16 protein-coding genes and 1 other RNA gene are annotated in these 17,740 nt (G+C 72.2%); 4 read left to right on the forward strand and 13 right to left on the reverse strand.

The window, feature by feature from the left end; genetic code table 11:
- Positions 1-107: 107 nt before the first annotated feature.
- The 3 genes from AB0D48_RS08470 to AB0D48_RS08480 all read right to left on the reverse strand — a co-directional run bounded on the left by AB0D48_RS08470 (position 108) and on the right by AB0D48_RS08480 (position 2,817).
- Complete coding sequence (locus AB0D48_RS08470) at positions 108-1,796, reverse strand: beta-N-acetylhexosaminidase (protein WP_362392163.1); 1,689 nt, start codon at positions 1,794-1,796, stop codon at positions 108-110.
- 147 nt (positions 1,797-1,943) lie between these two features.
- Positions 1,944-2,228: a DUF3039 domain-containing protein gene (locus AB0D48_RS08475; RefSeq protein WP_030010729.1), complete on the reverse strand. Its 285-nt coding sequence runs from the start codon at positions 2,226-2,228 to the stop codon at positions 1,944-1,946.
- A 28-nt stretch (positions 2,229-2,256) separates the two neighbouring features.
- The gene (locus AB0D48_RS08480; RefSeq protein WP_362392165.1) at positions 2,257-2,817 is read right to left on the reverse strand and encodes a YqgE/AlgH family protein; all 561 of its coding nucleotides are present in this window, start codon (positions 2,815-2,817) and stop codon (positions 2,257-2,259) included.
- Positions 2,818-3,080: 263 nt separating this feature from the next.
- Between AB0D48_RS08480 and murA the strand changes: the two genes are divergently transcribed.
- Positions 3,081-4,424 carry a UDP-N-acetylglucosamine 1-carboxyvinyltransferase gene (murA, locus tag AB0D48_RS08485; protein WP_362392167.1) on the forward strand — a complete coding sequence of 448 codons (1,344 nt, stop codon included), beginning with the start codon at positions 3,081-3,083 and terminating at the stop codon, positions 4,422-4,424.
- Between the two features lie 386 nt (positions 4,425-4,810).
- On the opposite strand, the gene AB0D48_RS08490 is transcribed toward murA, so the two are convergent.
- From AB0D48_RS08490 to AB0D48_RS08525, 8 genes are all read right to left on the reverse strand, one after another.
- On the reverse strand, positions 4,811-5,092 hold the full coding sequence (locus AB0D48_RS08490) for an HU family DNA-binding protein (RefSeq protein ID WP_007264399.1): 282 nt from the start codon (positions 5,090-5,092) through the stop codon (positions 4,811-4,813).
- 385 nt (positions 5,093-5,477) lie between these two features.
- The gene (locus tag AB0D48_RS08495) at positions 5,478-6,881 is read right to left on the reverse strand and encodes an NAD-dependent malic enzyme (protein WP_362392169.1); all 1,404 of its coding nucleotides are present in this window, start codon (positions 6,879-6,881) and stop codon (positions 5,478-5,480) included.
- Between the two features lie 438 nt (positions 6,882-7,319).
- Positions 7,320-9,626: a UvrD-helicase domain-containing protein gene (locus AB0D48_RS08500; protein WP_362392171.1), complete on the reverse strand. Its 2,307-nt coding sequence runs from the start codon at positions 9,624-9,626 to the stop codon at positions 7,320-7,322.
- A 93-nt stretch (positions 9,627-9,719) separates the two neighbouring features.
- Positions 9,720-10,265, reverse strand: coding sequence for an ABATE domain-containing protein (locus AB0D48_RS08505; protein ID WP_362392173.1), 546 nt, complete (start codon positions 10,263-10,265; stop codon positions 9,720-9,722).
- A 248-nt stretch (positions 10,266-10,513) separates the two neighbouring features.
- The gene (locus AB0D48_RS08510) at positions 10,514-11,062 is read right to left on the reverse strand and encodes a GNAT family protein (protein ID WP_362392175.1); all 549 of its coding nucleotides are present in this window, start codon (positions 11,060-11,062) and stop codon (positions 10,514-10,516) included.
- Positions 11,063-11,094: 32 nt separating this feature from the next.
- Entirely contained in the window at positions 11,095-12,246 is a 1,152-nt protein-coding gene (locus tag AB0D48_RS08515) for a uroporphyrinogen-III synthase (protein WP_362392177.1), read from the reverse strand.
- Positions 12,247-12,352: 106 nt separating this feature from the next.
- Positions 12,353-13,723: a nitrate/nitrite transporter gene (locus tag AB0D48_RS08520; RefSeq protein ID WP_362392179.1), complete on the reverse strand. Its 1,371-nt coding sequence runs from the start codon at positions 13,721-13,723 to the stop codon at positions 12,353-12,355.
- 95 nt (positions 13,724-13,818) lie between these two features.
- Positions 13,819-14,784, reverse strand: a complete 966-nt coding sequence (locus AB0D48_RS08525) for a LysR family transcriptional regulator (RefSeq protein WP_362392181.1) — start codon at positions 14,782-14,784, stop codon at positions 13,819-13,821.
- Positions 14,785-14,878: 94 nt separating this feature from the next.
- Between AB0D48_RS08525 and AB0D48_RS08530 the strand changes: the two genes are divergently transcribed.
- Genes AB0D48_RS08530 through AB0D48_RS08540 form a run of 3 tightly spaced genes read left to right on the forward strand, consistent with a single transcriptional unit; the run spans position 14,879 to position 16,717 of the window.
- On the forward strand, positions 14,879-16,156 hold the full coding sequence (locus AB0D48_RS08530; RefSeq protein WP_362392331.1) for an MFS transporter: 1,278 nt from the start codon (positions 14,879-14,881) through the stop codon (positions 16,154-16,156).
- A gap of 31 nt (positions 16,157-16,187) precedes the next feature.
- Positions 16,188-16,463, forward strand: a complete 276-nt coding sequence (locus tag AB0D48_RS08535) for a type II toxin-antitoxin system Phd/YefM family antitoxin (protein WP_362392183.1) — start codon at positions 16,188-16,190, stop codon at positions 16,461-16,463.
- Entirely contained in the window at positions 16,460-16,717 is a 258-nt protein-coding gene (locus AB0D48_RS08540) for a Txe/YoeB family addiction module toxin (RefSeq protein WP_362392185.1), read from the forward strand. Before AB0D48_RS08535 ends, AB0D48_RS08540 begins: the two co-directional genes overlap by 4 nt.
- A gap of 58 nt (positions 16,718-16,775) precedes the next feature.
- Here AB0D48_RS08540 and ssrA read toward each other — a convergent pair.
- Together ssrA and smpB are read right to left on the reverse strand one after the other, a co-directional pair.
- Positions 16,776-17,164: a transfer-messenger RNA gene (ssrA, locus tag AB0D48_RS08545) on the reverse strand.
- Positions 17,165-17,248: 84 nt separating this feature from the next.
- On the reverse strand, positions 17,249-17,734 hold the full coding sequence (smpB, locus tag AB0D48_RS08550; RefSeq protein WP_069920480.1) for an SsrA-binding protein SmpB: 486 nt from the start codon (positions 17,732-17,734) through the stop codon (positions 17,249-17,251).
- Between the last annotated feature and the right edge of the window lie 6 nt (positions 17,735-17,740).

A 17,740-nucleotide genomic window follows, 5' to 3' on the forward strand; every position in this document is an offset into this window, starting at 1 on the left:
GCCCCGCTGTCGGATTCCCTCCCCCGGGCAGGGTCCGGGCCACCGCCCCCAACTGCCCGGTTTTCCCCGTATCGGCAGAAATCCAGCCAGAGTTCCCGATCCCGTTGTCACACGTTCGGGGGTGCTCCCTCCTTCGGCCGCCCGAGCACCCCCGGACGCCGCTGCCACGGCAGCGGGCCGGCCGGCGGCCGGTAACCGACCCCCAGCGCGTCCAGCCGCGCGTAGTGGGCCGCCGCCATCCGGTCCTCGAACCGGGCGAAGTCCCGCTCCTGCGGCTCCGCCAGCGGCGACCACACCACCTCCGCGAAGGCCGCCAGCCGCGGGAACACCTGGTAGTCGACGCGGCCCTGGTCCTCCATCACCTCGGTCCATACGTTGGCCTGCGCGCCGAGCACGTGGGCGGCCGCCGCCTCCGACAACTTCGGCGGAACCGGCTCGAACCGGTACACGTCCTCCAGCGTGCGCACGTACGCGATGGGCATCGGCTCCTCGGCGCCGCCCGCCTGCCGGTAGTCCAGGTAGACGTGCTGCTCCGGGCACATCACGACGTCGTGCGCGGCCTCGGCGGCGGCGATGCCGCCCCCGTACCCCCGCCACGAGGAGACGGCCGCCCCGGGTGCGAGCCCGCCCTCCAGGATCTCGTCCCACCCGATCAGCCGCCGCCCGCGCTCGGCGAGCCAGGCGTCGAAATGCCGGATGAACCAGGACTGCAGCCCGTCCTCCCCGTCCACGCCCAGCTCGCGGATCCGCTCCTGCGCCGCCGCGGAGGCCTTCCACTGCGCCTTGGGGCATTCGTCGCCGCCCACGTGGACGAAGGGCGAGACCTCGGCGGGGAACAGCTCCAGCAGCTCCTCGAAGACCCCCTCGTAGAACCGCAGCACGGCCTCGGTCGGCGCGAGCACGTTCTCGCTGATCCCCCAGTCGTCCCACACCTCCAGCGCCCCGGTGTCGACCACGTCCGTGTTCCCCAGCTCGGGGTACGCGGCGATCGCGGCCTGCGAGTGCCCCGGTACGTCGATCTCCGGGACCAGCCGGACGTGCCGCTCGGCGGCGTACGCGACGATCTCGCGGATGTTGTCCTGGGTGTAGTAGCCGCCGTGGGGGGTCTCGTTCCACAGCGGGGAGGCCCGGTGGCCCCACCGGCTGCGGGCCCGCCACGCGCCGACGCCGGTCAGCCGCGGATAGCGCTTGATCTCGACCCGCCAGCCCTGGTCGTCGGTCAGGTGCAGGTGCAGCACGTTCAGCTTGTGTGCGGCGAGCAGGTCGATGTACCGCAGCACCCCGTCCTTGGGCGTGAAGTGCCGGGCCACGTCGAGCATCATCCCGCGCCACCCGAACCGGGGACCGTCCTCGATCGCGGCGTACGGCAGGGACCACGCGCGCCCGGGCAGCGGGGCCTTGCGGCAGGCGTCGGGCCCGAGCAGCTGACGCAGTGTCTGGGCGGCCCAGAACAGCCCGGCCCCGCTCGCGCCGGCCAGCTCGACCCCCGCGGCGCCGACGGTGATCCCGTACGACTCGGGCCCCGCGCCCGCCCCCGTGCCCCCGCCCGCCCCCGCGTCCGTCCCCGTCCCGTTTCCCCGCCCCCGCTCCGCGTCGACGCGCAGGCGGATGTCCGCGGCCGCGCCGGGCCGGGCGGCCGGCAGGCTCCAGCCGGTGGCCGCGCCGAGCTCGCGGCGCAGCCAGCGTGCGACGCCCTCGCCGCCCGGCCCGGCGGCGAGCGTCGGCTCGGGTCCGAACTCGAAGCGGAGCCCGTCCTGGTGGAAGACGGCGAGCCGGGGTGCGGGAATCAGGTCCATGCGTCAGCCCTTCGCAGCAGCCTGTTGCGCCCTGCGCAACGCCCGTTCCGCAGGGTGCTCGTCACGCCGACCCTAGTACGCCGAAGGCCCCCTGGGTACGCCGATGCGTACCCAGGGGGCCTTCGGTCCTGCGCGGGTGGAGCCGGACTACTTGTCCTTGCCGCCCTTGTCCTTGTCCCCGCCGGGGCCCATGGACTCGTAGATCTCCTTGCACATGGGGCAGACCGGGTACTTCTTCGGGTCCCGGCCCGGTACCCAGACCTTGCCGCAGAGCGCGACGACGGGGGTCCCGTCGAGGGCGCTCGCCATGATCTTGTCCTTCTGGACGTAGTGGGCGAAGCGCTCGTGGTCGCCGTCACCGTGCGACACCTGCGGCGTCGGCTCTACGAGGGTCCCCGTGCCAGTCCCGCGCTCGGGCTCAAGAGTGCTCATGCCACCAGGGTACCGATCCCCGTGCGCGTCAGTTCAGCGACGGGTCGTCCGGATAGGTGGCGACCATCGCGAGGTCGCTGCGCTGGCGGCGCAGCACCGCCCGCCAGAGCCGCTCGGGGTCCGGGAAGGACACGTCGCCGGGCTCCGACTCCACCACGTACCAGGCGCCGTCGCCCAGCTCGTCCTCCAGTTGGCCGGGACCCCAGCCCGAGTAGCCGGCGAAGATCCGCAGGCTGCCCAGCGCCGCGGCCAGCAGCTCCGGCGGCGCCTCCAGGTCGACCAGGCCGATCGCCCCGTGCACCCGGCGCCAGCCGAGGGGGCCCTCCTCACCCGGGATGACCGCCACCCCCAGGGCCGAGTCCAGTGCGACGGGGCCGCCCTGGAAGACCACGCCCGGGTCGCCCGCCAGGGCCGCCCAGGGCAGCAGGACGTCGCCGACGCCCACCGGGGTCGGCCGGTTGAGGACAACGCCGAGCGAGCCCTGCTCGTCGTGGTCGAGCAGCAGCACCACCGCGCGGTCGAAGTTCGGGTCCGCGAGGGCGGGGGTGGCCACGAGCAGCCGCCCTGTGAGGGAGGACACCTCGGTCATGCCGCCATGATCCCCCACATTCGCCTCCCGCGGGGAGCGGGCGACGGGATTCGGTCTCGCGCAGCTCAGGGCGCACGGCAGCAGGAGGGAGGGCGCGCGGGCCAAGTGAACGGAATGCGACACTCCGCCATGAGGTGGATACGGAGGGTGTTGTGCCGAATTCATGACAGTCCTACGGCCGCGTCAGCCATACGAACAAAGGGGTGGTGGCCCTTACTCTTTTCTCTGGCCCCCTGCCCACCCCACTCCGGAACGCGAGATTCATGACCGGCATCAGTGACGATGTACTGCTTGTCCACGGCGGCACCCCGCTTGAGGGCGAGATCCGAGTCCGCGGTGCGAAGAACCTCGTGCCCAAGGCCATGGTCGCCGCGCTGCTCGGCAGCGAACCCAGCCGGCTGCGCAACGTTCCCGACATCCGTGACGTGCGCGTCGTGCGCGGGCTGCTCCAGCTGCACGGGGTGACGGTCCGTCCCGGCGAGGAGCCGGGCGAGCTGGTGCTCGACCCGACCCACGTCGAGAGCGCGAACGTCGCCGACATCGACGCCCACGCGGGCTCGTCGCGCATCCCGATCCTGTTCTGCGGCCCGCTGCTGCACCGCCTCGGCCACGCCTTCATCCCGGGCCTGGGCGGCTGCGACATCGGCGGCCGGCCGATCGACTTCCACTTCGACGTGCTCCGCCAGTTCGGCGCGACCATCGAGAAGCGCGAGGGCGGCCAGTACCTGGAGGCCCCGCAGCGCCTCCGCGGCTGCAAGATCCGCCTCCCGTACCCGTCGGTCGGCTCGACCGAGCAGGTGCTGCTGACGGCCGTCCTGGCCGAAGGCGTCACCGAGCTCAGCAACGCCGCGGTGGAGCCGGAGATCGAGGACCTCATCTGCGTCCTGCAGAAGATGGGCGCGATCATCTCCGTCGACACCGACCGGACGATCCGCATCACGGGTGTCGACCGCCTCGGCGGCTACAACCACAAGGCGCTCCCGGACCGTCTGGAGGCCGCCTCGTGGGCTTCCGCGGCCCTGGCGACCGGCGGCAACATCTACGTGCGCGGCGCCCAGCAGCGCTCGATGATGACCTTCCTGAACACCTTCCGCCGGGTCGGCGGGGCGTTCGAGATCGACGACGAGGGCATCCGCTTCTGGCACCCCGGCGGCCCGCTCAAGGCCATCGCGCTGGAGACGGACGTGCACCCCGGCTTCCAGACCGACTGGCAGCAGCCGCTCGTCGTGGCCCTCACGCAGGCCTCCGGTCTCTCGATCGTGCACGAGACGGTCTACGAGTCCCGGCTCGGCTTCACCTCGGCGCTCAACCAGATGGGTGCTCACATCCAGCTGTACCGCGAGTGCCTGGGCGGCTCGGCCTGCCGCTTCGGCCAGCGCAACTTCCTGCACTCGGCGGTCGTCTCCGGCCCCACGAAGCTGCAGGGCGCCGACCTGGTCATCCCCGACCTGCGCGGCGGGTTCTCGTACTTGATCGCGGCGCTGGCGGCCGAGGGCACCTCGCGGGTCCACGGCATCGACCTGATCAACCGCGGCTACGAGAACTTCATGGAGAAGCTCGTCGAGCTCGGCGCGAAGGTCGAACTGCCGGGCGGCGACCTCGTCTGAGCATGACCGGCCGTCAGAAAGCCCCCCGGGGCCCGCAAGGGCCCCGGGGGGCTTTCCCGTGGTCTCCGGGGGGCGCACAACGGCGCCCCAGCGGCCCATGTCGGCCCCGTACGGCCCCGTACGGCCCACTGCGGTCCAGTACCGGCAACGCGGCCCAGTACGGCCCAACGCGGTCCAGTACGGCCCCGTATGGCCCATGACGACCCGTCGGCGGTCACGACGGCCGCAACAGCCCGCAACGGCCCGGGCAGGCCGAAGGGCGGCCGCCCCACCCGGGGGTGACCGCCCTTCGGCGTTCTACGCTTCTGCGCGACTGTCTGTGCGACCGGCACGCGCACTGCTCACCGTTCCAAAGGCCTGTGCGGCCTTCGGCGCCGGGGGCAGGACTACTTGCCCTTGGCGGCTTCCTTGAGCTTGGAGCCCGCGGAGACCTTCACGCTGTAGCCGGCCGGGATCTGGATGGGGTCGCCGGTCTGCGGGTTGCGCGCGGTGCGAGCGGCACGGTGGGTGCGCTCGAAGGTCAGGAAGCCGGGGATGGTGACCTTCTCGTCGCCCTTGGCGACAATCTCGCCAACGGTCTCGGCGAGCGCGGCCAGAACGGCGTCGGCGTCCTTGCGGGTCACCTCGGCGCGCTCGGACAGAGCGGCCACCAGCTCACTGCGGTTCATGTTGTACTCCCGTGTTCAACTTGCCTTAGAGGCGTGAGATCGAAGCCGATGCTGCCAGGGCCCTCGGACAGTCCCCGGACCCGGGTCTGAACGTCAGACCCTCTCGCCCGGTTACGCATCCTGCCCCCACCAGCGGCGGGAAAGCCAATCCGGCACCCGCCGGGGTCACACGAAAAGCGCCACAGTCACGCCGCGGTGACCCTCCGTCCACGTCCTCGCTCAGACTCTGCTGAGGACCGCGGACCTCGCGGGCATCCCCGCAACCCTAGAGGCGGCCCGCCGGGCCCGCATCTCGCGACGCGCCGGGATCAGGAGTCCGTGAGGGCGGTCACAGCGCGGGCACAACGGCGTCGCGGCGCCCTCACGGCGGTGGTCTCCGGCGCCGTCAGACCGCCGAGGCGGCCTTGCGGACGGCGCCCGCGACCGCACCCGCGACCTTGTCGTTGAACACCGACGGGATGATGTAGTTCGCGTTCAGCTCGTCCTCGCCGACGACGTCCGCCAGGGCGGCCGCGGCGGCCAGCATCATGTCCGTGTTCACCGTCCGCGACTGGGCGTCCAGCAGGCCGCGGAAGACGCCCGGGAAGACGAGCACGTTGTTGATCTGGTTCGGGAAGTCGGAGCGGCCCGTGGCCACCACGGCGGCGGTCTGGCGGGCGACGGCCGGGTCCACCTCGGGGTCCGGGTTCGCGAGCGCGAACACGATCGCGCCCTCCGCCATGGCGGCGACGTCCTCACCGGACAGCACGTTCGGGGCCGAGACGCCGATGAAGACGTCGGCGCCGACCACGGCCTCCTTCAGAGTGCCCGTGTAACCCTCGGGGTTGGTGTTGTCGGCGATCCAGCGCAGCGGGGAGTCGGGGGCCGCGTCGACGAGGTCGGGGCGGTCCGCGTGCACCACGCCGTGGATGTCGGCGCTGACGGCGTTCTTGACGCCGGCCGCGAGGAGCAGCTTCAGGATCGCCGTACCGGCCGCGCCGGCGCCCGACATGACCACCTTGACGTCCCCAACTGCCTTGCCCACGACGCGAAGTGCGTTGGTGAGCGCGGCGAGCACGACGATCGCGGTGCCGTGCTGGTCGTCGTGGAAGACGGGGATGTCGAGGGCCTCGCGCAGCCGGGCCTCGATCTCGAAGCAGCGCGGCGCGGAGATGTCCTCCAGGTTGATGCCGGCGAAGCCCGGGGCGATCGCCTTGACGATGGCCACGATCTCGTCGGAGTCCTGGGTGTCGAGGCAGATCGGCCACGCGTCGATGCCGGCGAACCGCTTGAAGAGGGCCGCCTTGCCCTCCATGACGGGCAGGGCGGCCATCGGGCCGATGTTGCCCAGGCCCAGCACGGCGGAGCCGTCCGTCACGACTGCGACGGAGTTGCGCTTGATGGTGAGGCGGCGGGCGTCCTCGGGGTTCTCGGCGATCGCCATGCACACGCGGGCCACGCCCGGGGTGTAGATCATCGACAGGTCGTCACGGTTGCGGATGGGGTGCTTGGACGCCATCTCGATCTTGCCGCCGAGGTGCATGAGGAAGGTTCGGTCGGAGACCTTGCCGAGGCTGACGCCCTCGATCCCGCGCAGCTTCTCGACGATCTCGTCCGCGTGCGCGGTGGAGGTCGCGGCGATGGTGACGTCGATCCGGAGCTTCTCGTGGCCGGAGGCGGTCACGTCGAGGCCGGTGACCGAGCCGCCGGAGGACTCCACGGCGGTGGTGAGCTGGGAGACCGCGGTTCCGCTCGCGGGCACTTCCAGACGGACCGTCATCGAATACGAGACGCTGGGCGCCGTTGCCATGGCCGTGTTCCTCTTCTGTCCCTGGTTTTCGCTGTACACACAGGGCCCGGCACACCGCTGGTGTGGCAGGACCTGTTGTCCGATCGTCCCACCTACCCGCCGGTACAAGGTAACCAGCTACAAATTTCGGAAGAACACTTCCACCATACGAGATAACCATGGCCGTCGGAATGGTGGGTCCATACAAAACAGGTCCGCGCCCCCCACGGAGTGGAGGGCGCGGACCTGTTGTCACCTACGTTTATGACACCGACCCGCCATGCTCGCCTCGCGGCAAGTGGTCGCTCTAAGCGACGAAGGTTGGGCCCGGGGGCTTGGATCGAGTCGGTGCCTTCACCAGGCTAACAAAGGATCGCCGGATACGGTCCCCCTCCCGCCCGCCGGTTCCGTGCACCACGCTCCTGGCCGCGGACCATACGGCCGAACGGCCCGGGCGCCCTACGGAAGCAGCAGCTCCGGCACCCCGTCCGCGTCGGGCTTGTCCCGGTCGCCCGAGACCACCGTGAGCTGCTGCGTGGCGCGCGTCAGCGCCACGTACAGCACCCGCAGGCCCGCCGGCGACTCGTCCGCGATCTCCGCCGGGGAGACGACCACTGTGGCGTCGTACTCCAGGCCCTTGGCCTCCAAGCTGCCCAGTGCCACCGCCCGCTCGCCGAGATCGGCGAGCCAGCCCACCGCCTCCGCGCGCCGGTCCATGGCGACGACCACGCCAACGGTGCCGTCGACCTGCTCCAGCAGCCTGCGGGTCTCCTCGCGGACCGCCGTGCCCAGATCGCCCGGCGCGGCCGTGAAACGGGGCTCCAGGCCCGTGGAACGCACCGCGGACGGCGGTTCCATGCCGGGCATCGCCAGGCGCAGCACCCGGGAGGCGACCTCGGCGACCTCGGCCGGGTTGCGGTAGTTCACGGTCAGGGTGAACCGCCGGCGCGGCCGGGACCCCAGGGCCTCGTCGCGGGCCGCGGCCGCCTCGTCCGGGTCGGTCCAGGAGGACTGCGCCGGGTCGCCGACCACCGTCCAGGTGCCCATCCGGCCCCGGCGGCCCACCATCCGCCACTGCATCGGCGTCAGGTCCTGGGCCTCATCGACGATGACGTGCGCGTACTCGGTGCGTTCCGCCGCGAGCCGCTCGGCCCGCTCCCACTGGGTCTCCTCGCGGGTCGGCATCAGTTCCTCCAGCCCGCTGAGCTGGTCCAGCGGGTCGAACTCCCGCCTCCGCTTCGGCCGTGCGGGGGCGCCGAGCAGCTGCTGGAGCTCGTCCAGCAACGCCACGTCGTGCACGGACAGGGCGCCCTTGCCGTCGGGGCCGACCCGGCGCAGCGACCGGGCCAGCTGTCGGGTCTCGCGCGGGTTCAGGTCCCGGCGCGACCAGCGGCCGAGCTTGCGCTCGTCGGCCATCGCGGCGAGCACCTTGCGCGGGGTCAGCTCAGGCCACCAGGCGTTCAGGAACTCGATGAAGGCGTCCTCGGTGGAGATGTCCTCGTCGAAGGCGGAGCGCAGCTCGGCGGCCAGCTCCGGGTCGCTGTGCCGGCCGGCGCCGCCGGACTTCGCGTACAGCGCGTCGAGCAGCAGCTTGCGGGCCCGCGGGCGCAGCAGGTTGACGGGGGCGGTGCCGCTGAGCACGTTCTGCCGGATCCGGTTCAGCTCGTCGGCCTCCAGCTCCTGGCGGCGGCCGAAGGCCACGACCCGGAGCCGGTCGGGGGCGTTCCCGAGCTCGAGTGCGCCCCGTACGGCCTTGCGCAGGACCTTCAGCATCCGCGAGGAGCCCTTGATCCGGGCCACGGCCGGGTCGTCGTACGTGGTCGCCTCGGCGCCGTCGACCAGCGAGCCGAGCGCGCGGATGGCGACCTGGCCCTCCTCGCCGAGGGAGGGCAGCACGCCCTCGGTGTAAGCGACGAGCAGCGGGGTCGGGGAGACGATCAGGATGCCGCCGGAGTAGCGGCGCCGGTCCTGGTAGAGCAGGTAGGCGGCGCGGTGGAGGGCGACGGCGGTCTTGCCGGTGCCGGGCCCGCCCGCGACCTCGGCGACCGAGGCGGCGGGCGCCCGGATCACCAGGTCCTGCTCGGCCTGGATGGAGGAGACGATGTCCCGCATGGAGTGCGTACGGGCCCGCCCGAGCGCGGCCATGAGGGCGCCGTCGCCGAGGGCGGGGAGCTCCTGGCCGTCGAGGAAGGCGGTGACCTCGGGGCGCATCAGGTCGTCCTCGACGCCGAGCACCTTGCGGCCCTTGGAGCGGATGACGCGGCGGCGCACGACGCGGCCGGGTTCCTTGGGCGTGGAGCGGTAGAACGGCGCGGCGGCCGGCGCGCGCCAGTCGATGACCAGCGGCGCGTAGTCGGAGTCCAGGACTCCGATGCGGCCGATGTGCAGCGTCTCGGCGATGTCGGCCGTGAGGTCTTCGCGGATCGCGTCGTCGGCCGGCTCGACCGACGTGTAGGCGCCGTCCGGCCCCTTCTCCCCGTCCTTGCCCAGCACCAGGTCGATGCGGCCGAAGAGGAAGTCCTCGAACTCGTTGTTGAGCCGGTTCAGGTGGATGCCTGCCCGGAAGACCTGCGCGTCTCGCTCGGCGAGGGCCCCGGGGGTGCCCACCTGCCCGCGTTTGGCGGCGTCGTTCATCAGGAACTCGGCCTCGTGGATCTTCTCCTCGAGGCGTCTGTACACCTGGTCGAGATGCGTCTGCTCGACCGCGATCTCCCGATCGCGGACGGAATCCGCCGTGCTGTCGACAGCGGCATTCTGCGCGGCCACCAAGGCCCCCTTCTGACGTGCATGGGCGACCGTCAACCGTACGCGAATCGGCACCCTGTCCGCACGCCCGTTCCGGAACCGGCGGGGCGGTGCCTACACCGGCCCCGCGGCCAGGGCCCGGCGGCGGTGCCGGGCGACGCGCTCCCGGTTGCCGCACAGCTCGCTGGAGCACCAGCGGCGCCGGTGCCCGCGGGAAGTGTCCAGGTAGACCCGGGTGCAGCCGTCGCCCTCACAGGCCCGCAGCAGTGCCAGGTCTCCGGGGTCGGTCAGCAGCTCGACGGCGTCGCGGGCGACGGCCGCGAGCAGCGCGCCGCACTCCACGCCGCCGCACAGCTCCCGTACGAGGTGGCCCTCCTGGTCCCTTACGGCACACAGGCCCGGGGGTGGTCCGGCGGCCAGCGCGTTGACCCGGGCGAGTGCCTGTTCGTCGGGGCCGGTGGCGTCCAGCTCCGCGCGTACGAGGCTCTCCACATCGGCGCGCAGGTCCCGGAAGGCGGCGGCCCAGTCGGGGCCGACCCTGGTGAGCGGCGTCCGGTCGGGCACCAGCCCGGCCCCGGCGAGCCACTGCCGCAGCTCGTCGCCGTCCCGGATCTCCTCGGCCACCAGGTCCAGGCAGACCCGCCCGGCGTCGAACCGCATGCCCGTCACCGCCTCGCGTCTTGGGGGCGCCCCACCAGAGTGCCCCTCGCCGCCGCGCAGCGGAACCCCCCGTGCGGGTGCGGCCTCCGCCTCGCGGAGCCTTCCCCGCCCCGCCCTTCGCCGCTCCCCGGGCTCCCCCGGACCCTCGTCGCCGGTGAGGCTCAAAGACCTGGGGCTCCGCCCCGGACACTCCCCAGACTCCGTCCGGGGGCGGAGCCCCCGGCGACGGCTCCGCACCCACCTGACGGCTAGCGGCCCGGGGGGTCGTCGTGCAGCAGTCGCTGGAAGAGGCGGTGGTCCCGCCAGGCACCGTTGATGTGGAGGTACCGCGGCGCGACGCCGTACGGCTCGAAGCCCGCCTTCGCCAGCACCCGCTGCGAGGCCACGTTGTCGAGCAGGGTCCCGGCCTCCACCCGGTGCAGGCCCAGGTCGTCGCGGGCGGCCCGGCACACCTCTTCCAGGGCCGCCGTGGCCACGCCCTTGCCGTGCCAGGCCCGGTCCACCCAGTAGCCGACGCCTCCGCTGCACAGCGGCCCGAGCGCGATCGAGCCCAGGTTGATCGCGCCGACCGGCGCACCCGTGGCCGCGTCGGCCAGCACGTACGGGACCATCCGCCCCGCGTCGCGCTCGGCGAGCATTCCCTCGATCCGGGCGCGCTGCCCCTTCTCGGTGTAGAAGTCCTCCGGCCGGACCGGCTCGAAGGGCGTCATGTACGCACGGTTCCGCGCGAACGCCTCGGCCAGCCCGGCGGCGTCGCCGAGCCCGAGGCCCCTCATCTCCACCCCGTCAATGATCATTCGGGCACGCTAACCCGGGCCACGCCCGCCGGTCACCCCGCGGGAGCGTCCCCGTACTTGGCCTCCCCGCCCGCGTCCAGCGACAGCCGGTACCCCCGCTTGACCACGGTCTGGATCATCTTCGGCTCCCCGAGCGCCGCCCTCAGCCGGGCCATCGCCGTCTCCACGGCGTGCTCGTCGCGCCCCGCCCCCGGAAGGGCCCGCAGCAGCTCACCGCGGGCCACGACCCATCCCGGCCGCCGGGCCAGCGCCCGCAGCAGGGCCATCCCGGCCGGCGGCACGGGCCGCAGTTCCGCGTCCACCAGGACCGCGTGCCCGCGGATCTCCAGCCGGTGCCCGGCCACCGGCAGCACCCGTGCCCGGCCCGGCAGCTCCCGGCAGAGCAGCTGCACCAGCGGGCCCAGCCGGAAGCGCTCCGGCTGCACGGTCTCCACCCCGTGCGCCTGCAACGGCACCGCGGTCACCGGTCCCACGCACGCCGACACCACCCCGCCCCGCAGAGCCGCCAGCACTGCCTCCTGTACGCCCCGCTCCTCGGCCCGGGACAGCAGCGAGGCCGCCGCCGGGGCCGAGGTGAAGCTGACCGCGTCCACCCCGCCGCCGACCACCGCGTCCAGGAGCCGGTCCAGCGGCGCGAGGTCCTCCGGTGCCATCCACCGGTACACGGGGACCACCACCACCTCGGCCCCGCCGGCCCGCAGCGCCTCCACGAATCCGGGCAGCGGCTCCCCGTGCAGCTGGAGCGCGATCCGCCGCCCGGCCACCCCGGCCGACAGCAGCCGTTCCAGGACCTCGGCGAGCGATTCCGAGTCCGGCGACCAGGTCTCCACGAGTCCGGCGGCCCGGATGGCGCCCTTCACCTTCGGTCCGCGCGCCAGCAGTTCGGTGGTGCGCAGCCGCGCCAGCAACTCCTCACCGATCCCCCAGCCGTCGGCGGCCTCGATCCATCCGCGGAACCCGATGGCGGTGGTGGCGACCACCGCGTCCGGAGCGCAGCTGATCAGCTCCTTGGTGGCGGCGAGCAGTTCACTGTCGTCGGCGAGCGGCACGATCCGCAGCGCGGGCGCGTGCAGCACGGCGGCTCCGCGCCGGCGCAGCAGGGCGATCAGTTCGTCCGCCCGGCGGGCGGCGGTGACCCCGACGGTGAAACCTGCGAGCGGCCCGGTGTGCGTGTCGTCGTTCATGCTGACCTGCCTTGCCCAGTGGGTCGGTGTCGCGTGGCTGGAACCGAGCCTGCCAAGTCGGCGTGTCAGGCTCGGTTCCCCCGCATTTCGCCCCCGTTAACGGCCATTACACCGACGTGAGCTGCGGCTTCGCCGCGACCTCGGCGCCCGGGGCGATCACCGCGGCCGGCCGGCGAAGGTATACCGCCCACGTCACGGCGCAGCACACCGCGTAGAAACCGAGGAAGGTCACGAAGGCGGCCGTCCCCGACCCGGAGTTCAGGAACGCCCCCCGGAAGACCAGGTTGATGCCGAGGCCCCCGAGCGCGCCGACCGCGCCGATCAGCCCCATCGAGGCCCCGGACAGCCGCCGCCCGTACGCGGCCGCGCCCTCGCCGCTCATGCCGCGGGCAAGCGCCTTGGCCTGGAAGATCCCGGGGATCATCTTGTACGTCGACCCGTTGCCCAGCCCGCTCAGCACGAACAGGGCCACGAACCCGACCAGGAACACCGGCAGCGACTCCCGTACCGAGGCCAGGACGACGACCCCGGTCGCGGCGGCCATCGCCACGAAGGTGGCGAGGGTGATCCGCGCCCCGCCGAACCGGTCCGCCAGCGCGCCGCCCACCGGCCTGATCAGGGAGCCGAGCAGCGGTCCGATGAAGGTCAGCGAGGCCGCCTGGAGCGGGGTCCGGCCGAACTGCGTCTGGAGTACGAGTCCGAAGGCGAAGCTGTAGCCGATGAAGGACCCGAAGGTGCCGATGTAGAGGAAGGCCATGATCCAGGTGTGCGGTTCACGGACCGCCTCGCGCACCGCGCCGGTGTCGTTGCGCACGGGCGCCAGGTTGTCCATCCGCAGCGCCGCGAGCGCCGCCGCGGCCACGATCAGCGGGAGGTACGCGCAGAGCAACAGCCGCGGGTGCCCGGCCCCGGCGGTGGCGATGACCAGCAGCGCGGCGAGCTGCACCACGGGGACGCCGATGTTCCCGCCGCCCGCGTTCAGCCCGAGCGCCCAGCCCTTCTTGCGCAGCGGGAAGAAGGCGTTGATGTTCGTCATCGACGAGGCGAAGTTCCCGCCGCCGACGCCGGTCAGGGCGGCCACGGCCAGGAAGGTGCCGTACGAGGTCCCGGGCTCCATGACCACCACCGCGGCCACGGTCGGCGCGAGCAGCAACAGGGCGCTGACGACGGTCCAGTTTCGGCCGCCGAAGCGGGCTACGGCGAAGGTGTACGGCACCCGCACGAACGCGCCCACGACGGTCGCCGTCGCGATCAGGGAGAACTTCCCGGCCGGGTCGATCCCGTACTGCGGACCCATGAAGAGGACCATCACGGACCACAGTGACCAGATGGAGAACCCGATGTGCTCGGAGAGCACGGAGTAGAGCAGGTTGCGGCGGGCGATCCGCTCCCCCGTCTCGTTCCAGAACGTCTCGTCCTCGGGTTCCCACCGCTCGATCCAGCGGCCCCCCTTGCGCGGTGCGGTCGTACTGGTCATCACGCCTCCACAGCTGTCGCGTCCGTGGTGACGAGCGTAGGAACGGCGCGTTTCGGCCCCGGTCCCCGCCGGATGACCTCCGGGAAACCTTGCTCTCACCCGCCGCCGGGACCGTGTGTGAGCCGTACCGGGCTCCAGCTTCCGGGCGGCGGTACGAGCCACCCCCGGTCGGCGGCCAGACCCGCAGCCGCGGCGCGCAGTGCGTCCAGCCCGGGATGGCCGAATCCCTTGCGCCACACCATCGACAGCGGGGACAGCGGCACGGGGTCGGTGAGCGGCCGCTTCACGCAGCCGGGCATGTCGAGGAAGTCCACCGTCGCCAGTACCGGATGGCCGGTCTTCACCATCACCCGGCGGAACTCCTCCTTCCCCACGGCCACGGGGGCGGGCGGCGCCACCTCGATCCCGCGCCCCGCGAACAGCTCCCGCGCGAGCCCCGTCCACTCCACGGTCCGCGGGTTCCCGGCGCCCGCGTACACGGTCTCCCCGGCCAGCTCGTCCAGGCGTACGGCGGCCCGCGCGGCCAGGGCGTGCCCCTCGGGCAGCAGCACGGCGAGCGGCTCGTACCGTACGGGTGCCTGCGCGAGGCGTGCCCGCAGCGCCGGGGCCAGGCCGTCGGCGTATCCGAAGGCGACGTCGAGCCGGCCGGCCGCGATCTCGGCGGCGGCGTGGGTGAGCCCGCTCTCGAAGCGGGCCATCAGCTCGCAGTCCGGGGCGAGTTCGCGGGCCCGTTCCAGCACCGCGCGCCCGGTGCTGGGACCGTCGGTGTTCAGGTCGACGAGCAGCGCCCTGGGGGAGGTGAAGGCGGCGGCCAGGTCCTCGTGCGCGCGCAGGACCCGCCGGGCCAGGGGCAGCAGCCGCTCCCCGTCGGGGGTCAGCTCGACCGCGCGGGTGGTCCGCACGAACAGGCCGGCGCCCAGGGCCTGTTCGAGGCGCCGGACGTCCCGGCTGAGGGCCTGCTGGGCGACATAGAGCCGGGCGGCGGCGCGGGTGAAGTGCAACTCCTCGGCGGCGGCGACGAACCCGCGCAGGAGCCGGGGGTCCACATCACGGGGCATCATCCCCGGAGACTAACAACAGAAGGGCGTGAATGGGCCCCGAACAGGTGTTGGACGGTGGACGGGGTCCCGGCCGAGGGTGGTGGTCATGCCCCTCATGACCGTCACCGGCACCACGCTCGTCCTCGCCGCACCGCCCGCACCGCCCGCACCGGCCACCCCCGCCACTCCGGCCCCGCGGCCTCCCGGCCCGTACCGCCGCCTGTTCGCCCTGCCGGGCACCCGGGCCTTCACCGCCGGGAACCTCCTCGCGCGGCTCCCCATGGGCATGTTCGGGATCAGCGCGGTCATGATGATCGCCGGCCAGCGCGGCTCGTACGCCCTCGCCGGCGCGGTCACCGCGACCGGGCTTGCCGCCACGGCGCTGGTGGCGCCCTGGACGGCTCGGCTCGTCGACCGCCACGGCCAGGCCAGGATCGCCCTCCCGGCCACCCTGATCGCGGTCCTCGGCTCCCTCTCCCTGATCGTGTGCGTCCGTACGGAGGCGCCCGCCTGGACCCTCTTCGCCTCGTACGCCGCGACCGCCACCACCCCCAACATCGGCGGCATGTCCCGCGCCCGCTGGACGCACCTGCTGCGCGGCGCCCCGGCCTCGCACCACACGGCGATGTCCTTCGAACAGGCCGCCGACGAGCTGTGCTACATGCTCGGCCCGGCGCTGGCGGCCTTCCTCTGCACGGCCGTCTTCCCCGAGGCCGGCACCCTCACCGGCGCGGCCCTGTTCCTCACGGGGATGCTGCTCTTCACCGCCCAGCGCGCCATGGAGCCCCCGGTGACCGGGGTGGCGGCGGCCCGGCGGGGCTCGCCGCTGCGCGCCCTGGGCCCGCTGCTGGTCCTCTTCCTCTGCCTGGGCCTGGTCTTCGGCTCGATGGAGGTCGCCTCGATCGCCTACCTCGACTCCGCCGGCCTGGGCGCCACGTCCGGCCTGGTCCTGGCCCTCCAGGCGGCGGGCTCCTGCGCCGCCGGCCTGCTCTACGGCACCCTGCGCCCGCGCGGCCTGGGCGCCTGCCTGGCCGTCCTGGCCCCGGCGATGGCCCTGCCGGCCGCGGCCGCGGCCACCGGCTCCGTCCTCCTGCTGGCCCTGGCCCTGCTCCTGGCGGGCATGGCCACGGCCCCGACGATGGTCACCGCGATGTCCCGGGTCCACGCCCGCACTCCGCAGGGCCGCCTCAACGAGGGCATGACCCTCGCGGTCACCGCCATCCTCACGGGCATCGCGGCCGGCTCGGCCACGGCAGGCCTGACCGTCGACCACCTCGGCCCGTCGGCGGCCTACGTCCTCCCGGCCGTCGCCACCCTCCTGGCCCTCCTGATCGGCATGCGGGTCACTCCACTCAGAGCCGTACAGCATTCCGGTACCAATCCTGTACCGTAAACTCGTACAAGCCAGAAAGGGAGTGTGGACCGTGTCCATAAGTGCCAGCGAAGCGCGGGCGAGCCTCTTCCCGCTCATCGAGCGCGTCAACACCGATCACGCCCCGGTGCGCATCACCTCTCGCAACGGCGACGCCGTCCTCATGTCCGCCGACGACTACGACTCCTGGCAGGAGACCGTCTACCTGCTGCGCTCCCCCGCCAACGCCCAGCGCCTGATGGAGGCCGTCGCCCGCGATCGGGCAGGCGCGCCCACCGTCACCAAAACCATGGATGAGCTGCGGGAGCTGGCGGGGGGTGAGGGGTGAGGAGCGTCCACTTCGACTCCGACGCCTGGGAGGACTTCCTTTTCTGGCTCGCCTCGGACCGCAAGATGGCCCGCAGGATCACCCGCCTGATCGGCGAGATCCAGCGCGACCCGTTCGGCGGGATCGGCAAGCCCGAGCCCCTGAAGGGCGAGCTGTCGGGTTATTGGTCCCGCCGGATCGATGACGAACACCGGCTCGTCTACCGGGCGGACGAGAAGGAAGTGAAGATCCTCAAGGCCCGCTACCACTACTGATACGGCACGACGAAGGCCCCGCAGCCGAGAGGCTGCGGGGCCTTTGCCCACATGGGATGAGTGGAGATGGCGGGAATCGAACCCGCGTCCAACGGTGCAGAAGCAGGGCTTCTCCGAGCGCAGTCCGCTGCGCTTTTCTCGGCCCCGGAGATCACACGGACAAGTCTCCGACGGGCTCAGTCACTGTTTGATTTCCCTCCAACCCCCGTGACCGGGGCTAGAGGTTTAGATCCCTAGTTGACGCCAGGATCCGGACCGGGACCACTTCCGGGCTGACGCTCCTCACAGAGGCTTCAGCTCACTGTTATTAGGCAGCGAGGGTGAAGCGGGAGTTATCGCTCTTGGAGTTGGCGATTATTGTTTGCGACATATGGTTAGCGAGATCATTGCCGCTTCCTCGGCTCGCTTCCCCTGCATCGACATCCGCTGTCGAAACCGATCATCCCCATGTTTTTTTAACAAAGTGCTCCACCCGCAAGCGGGGGGTGCTGACGCCATGGTACGCGAAGTGGACCACTGCGTGCCAGAAGATTAAACCGTGCCCCGCTGCTTGCGGCGGATCGCCGAGATCGCCCGGTTCGTCTCGCGGGTGTCCTGCTTCTCCCGCAGCGTCTGCCGCTTGTCGTACTCCTTCTTGCCCTTCGCCAGCGCGATCTCGACCTTCGCGCGGCCGTCCTTGAAGTACAGGGACAGGGGCACGATCGTGTGACCCGACTCGTCCGCCTTCCGCTCCAGCTTGTCGATCTCCTCGCGGTGCATGAGGAGCTTGCGCTTGCGGCGGGCGCTGTGGTTCGTCCAGGTGCCCTGGCTGTACTCCGGCACGTGCACGTTGTACAGCCAGGCCTCGCGGCCCTCCACCGACACGAAGCCGTCGACCAGCGAGGCCCGGCCCTGGCGCATCGACTTGACCTCGGTGCCCGTGAGCACGAGACCGCACTCGTAGGTGTCGAGGATCGTGTAGTCGTGCCGCGCCTTCTTGTTCTGGGCGATCAGCTTGCGCCCTTTTTCCTTAGCCATAGTGAG

It is taken from the genome of Streptomyces sp. NPDC048269, assembly GCF_040652395.1.
Taxonomy (GTDB): Bacteria; Actinomycetota; Actinomycetes; order Streptomycetales; family Streptomycetaceae; genus Streptomyces.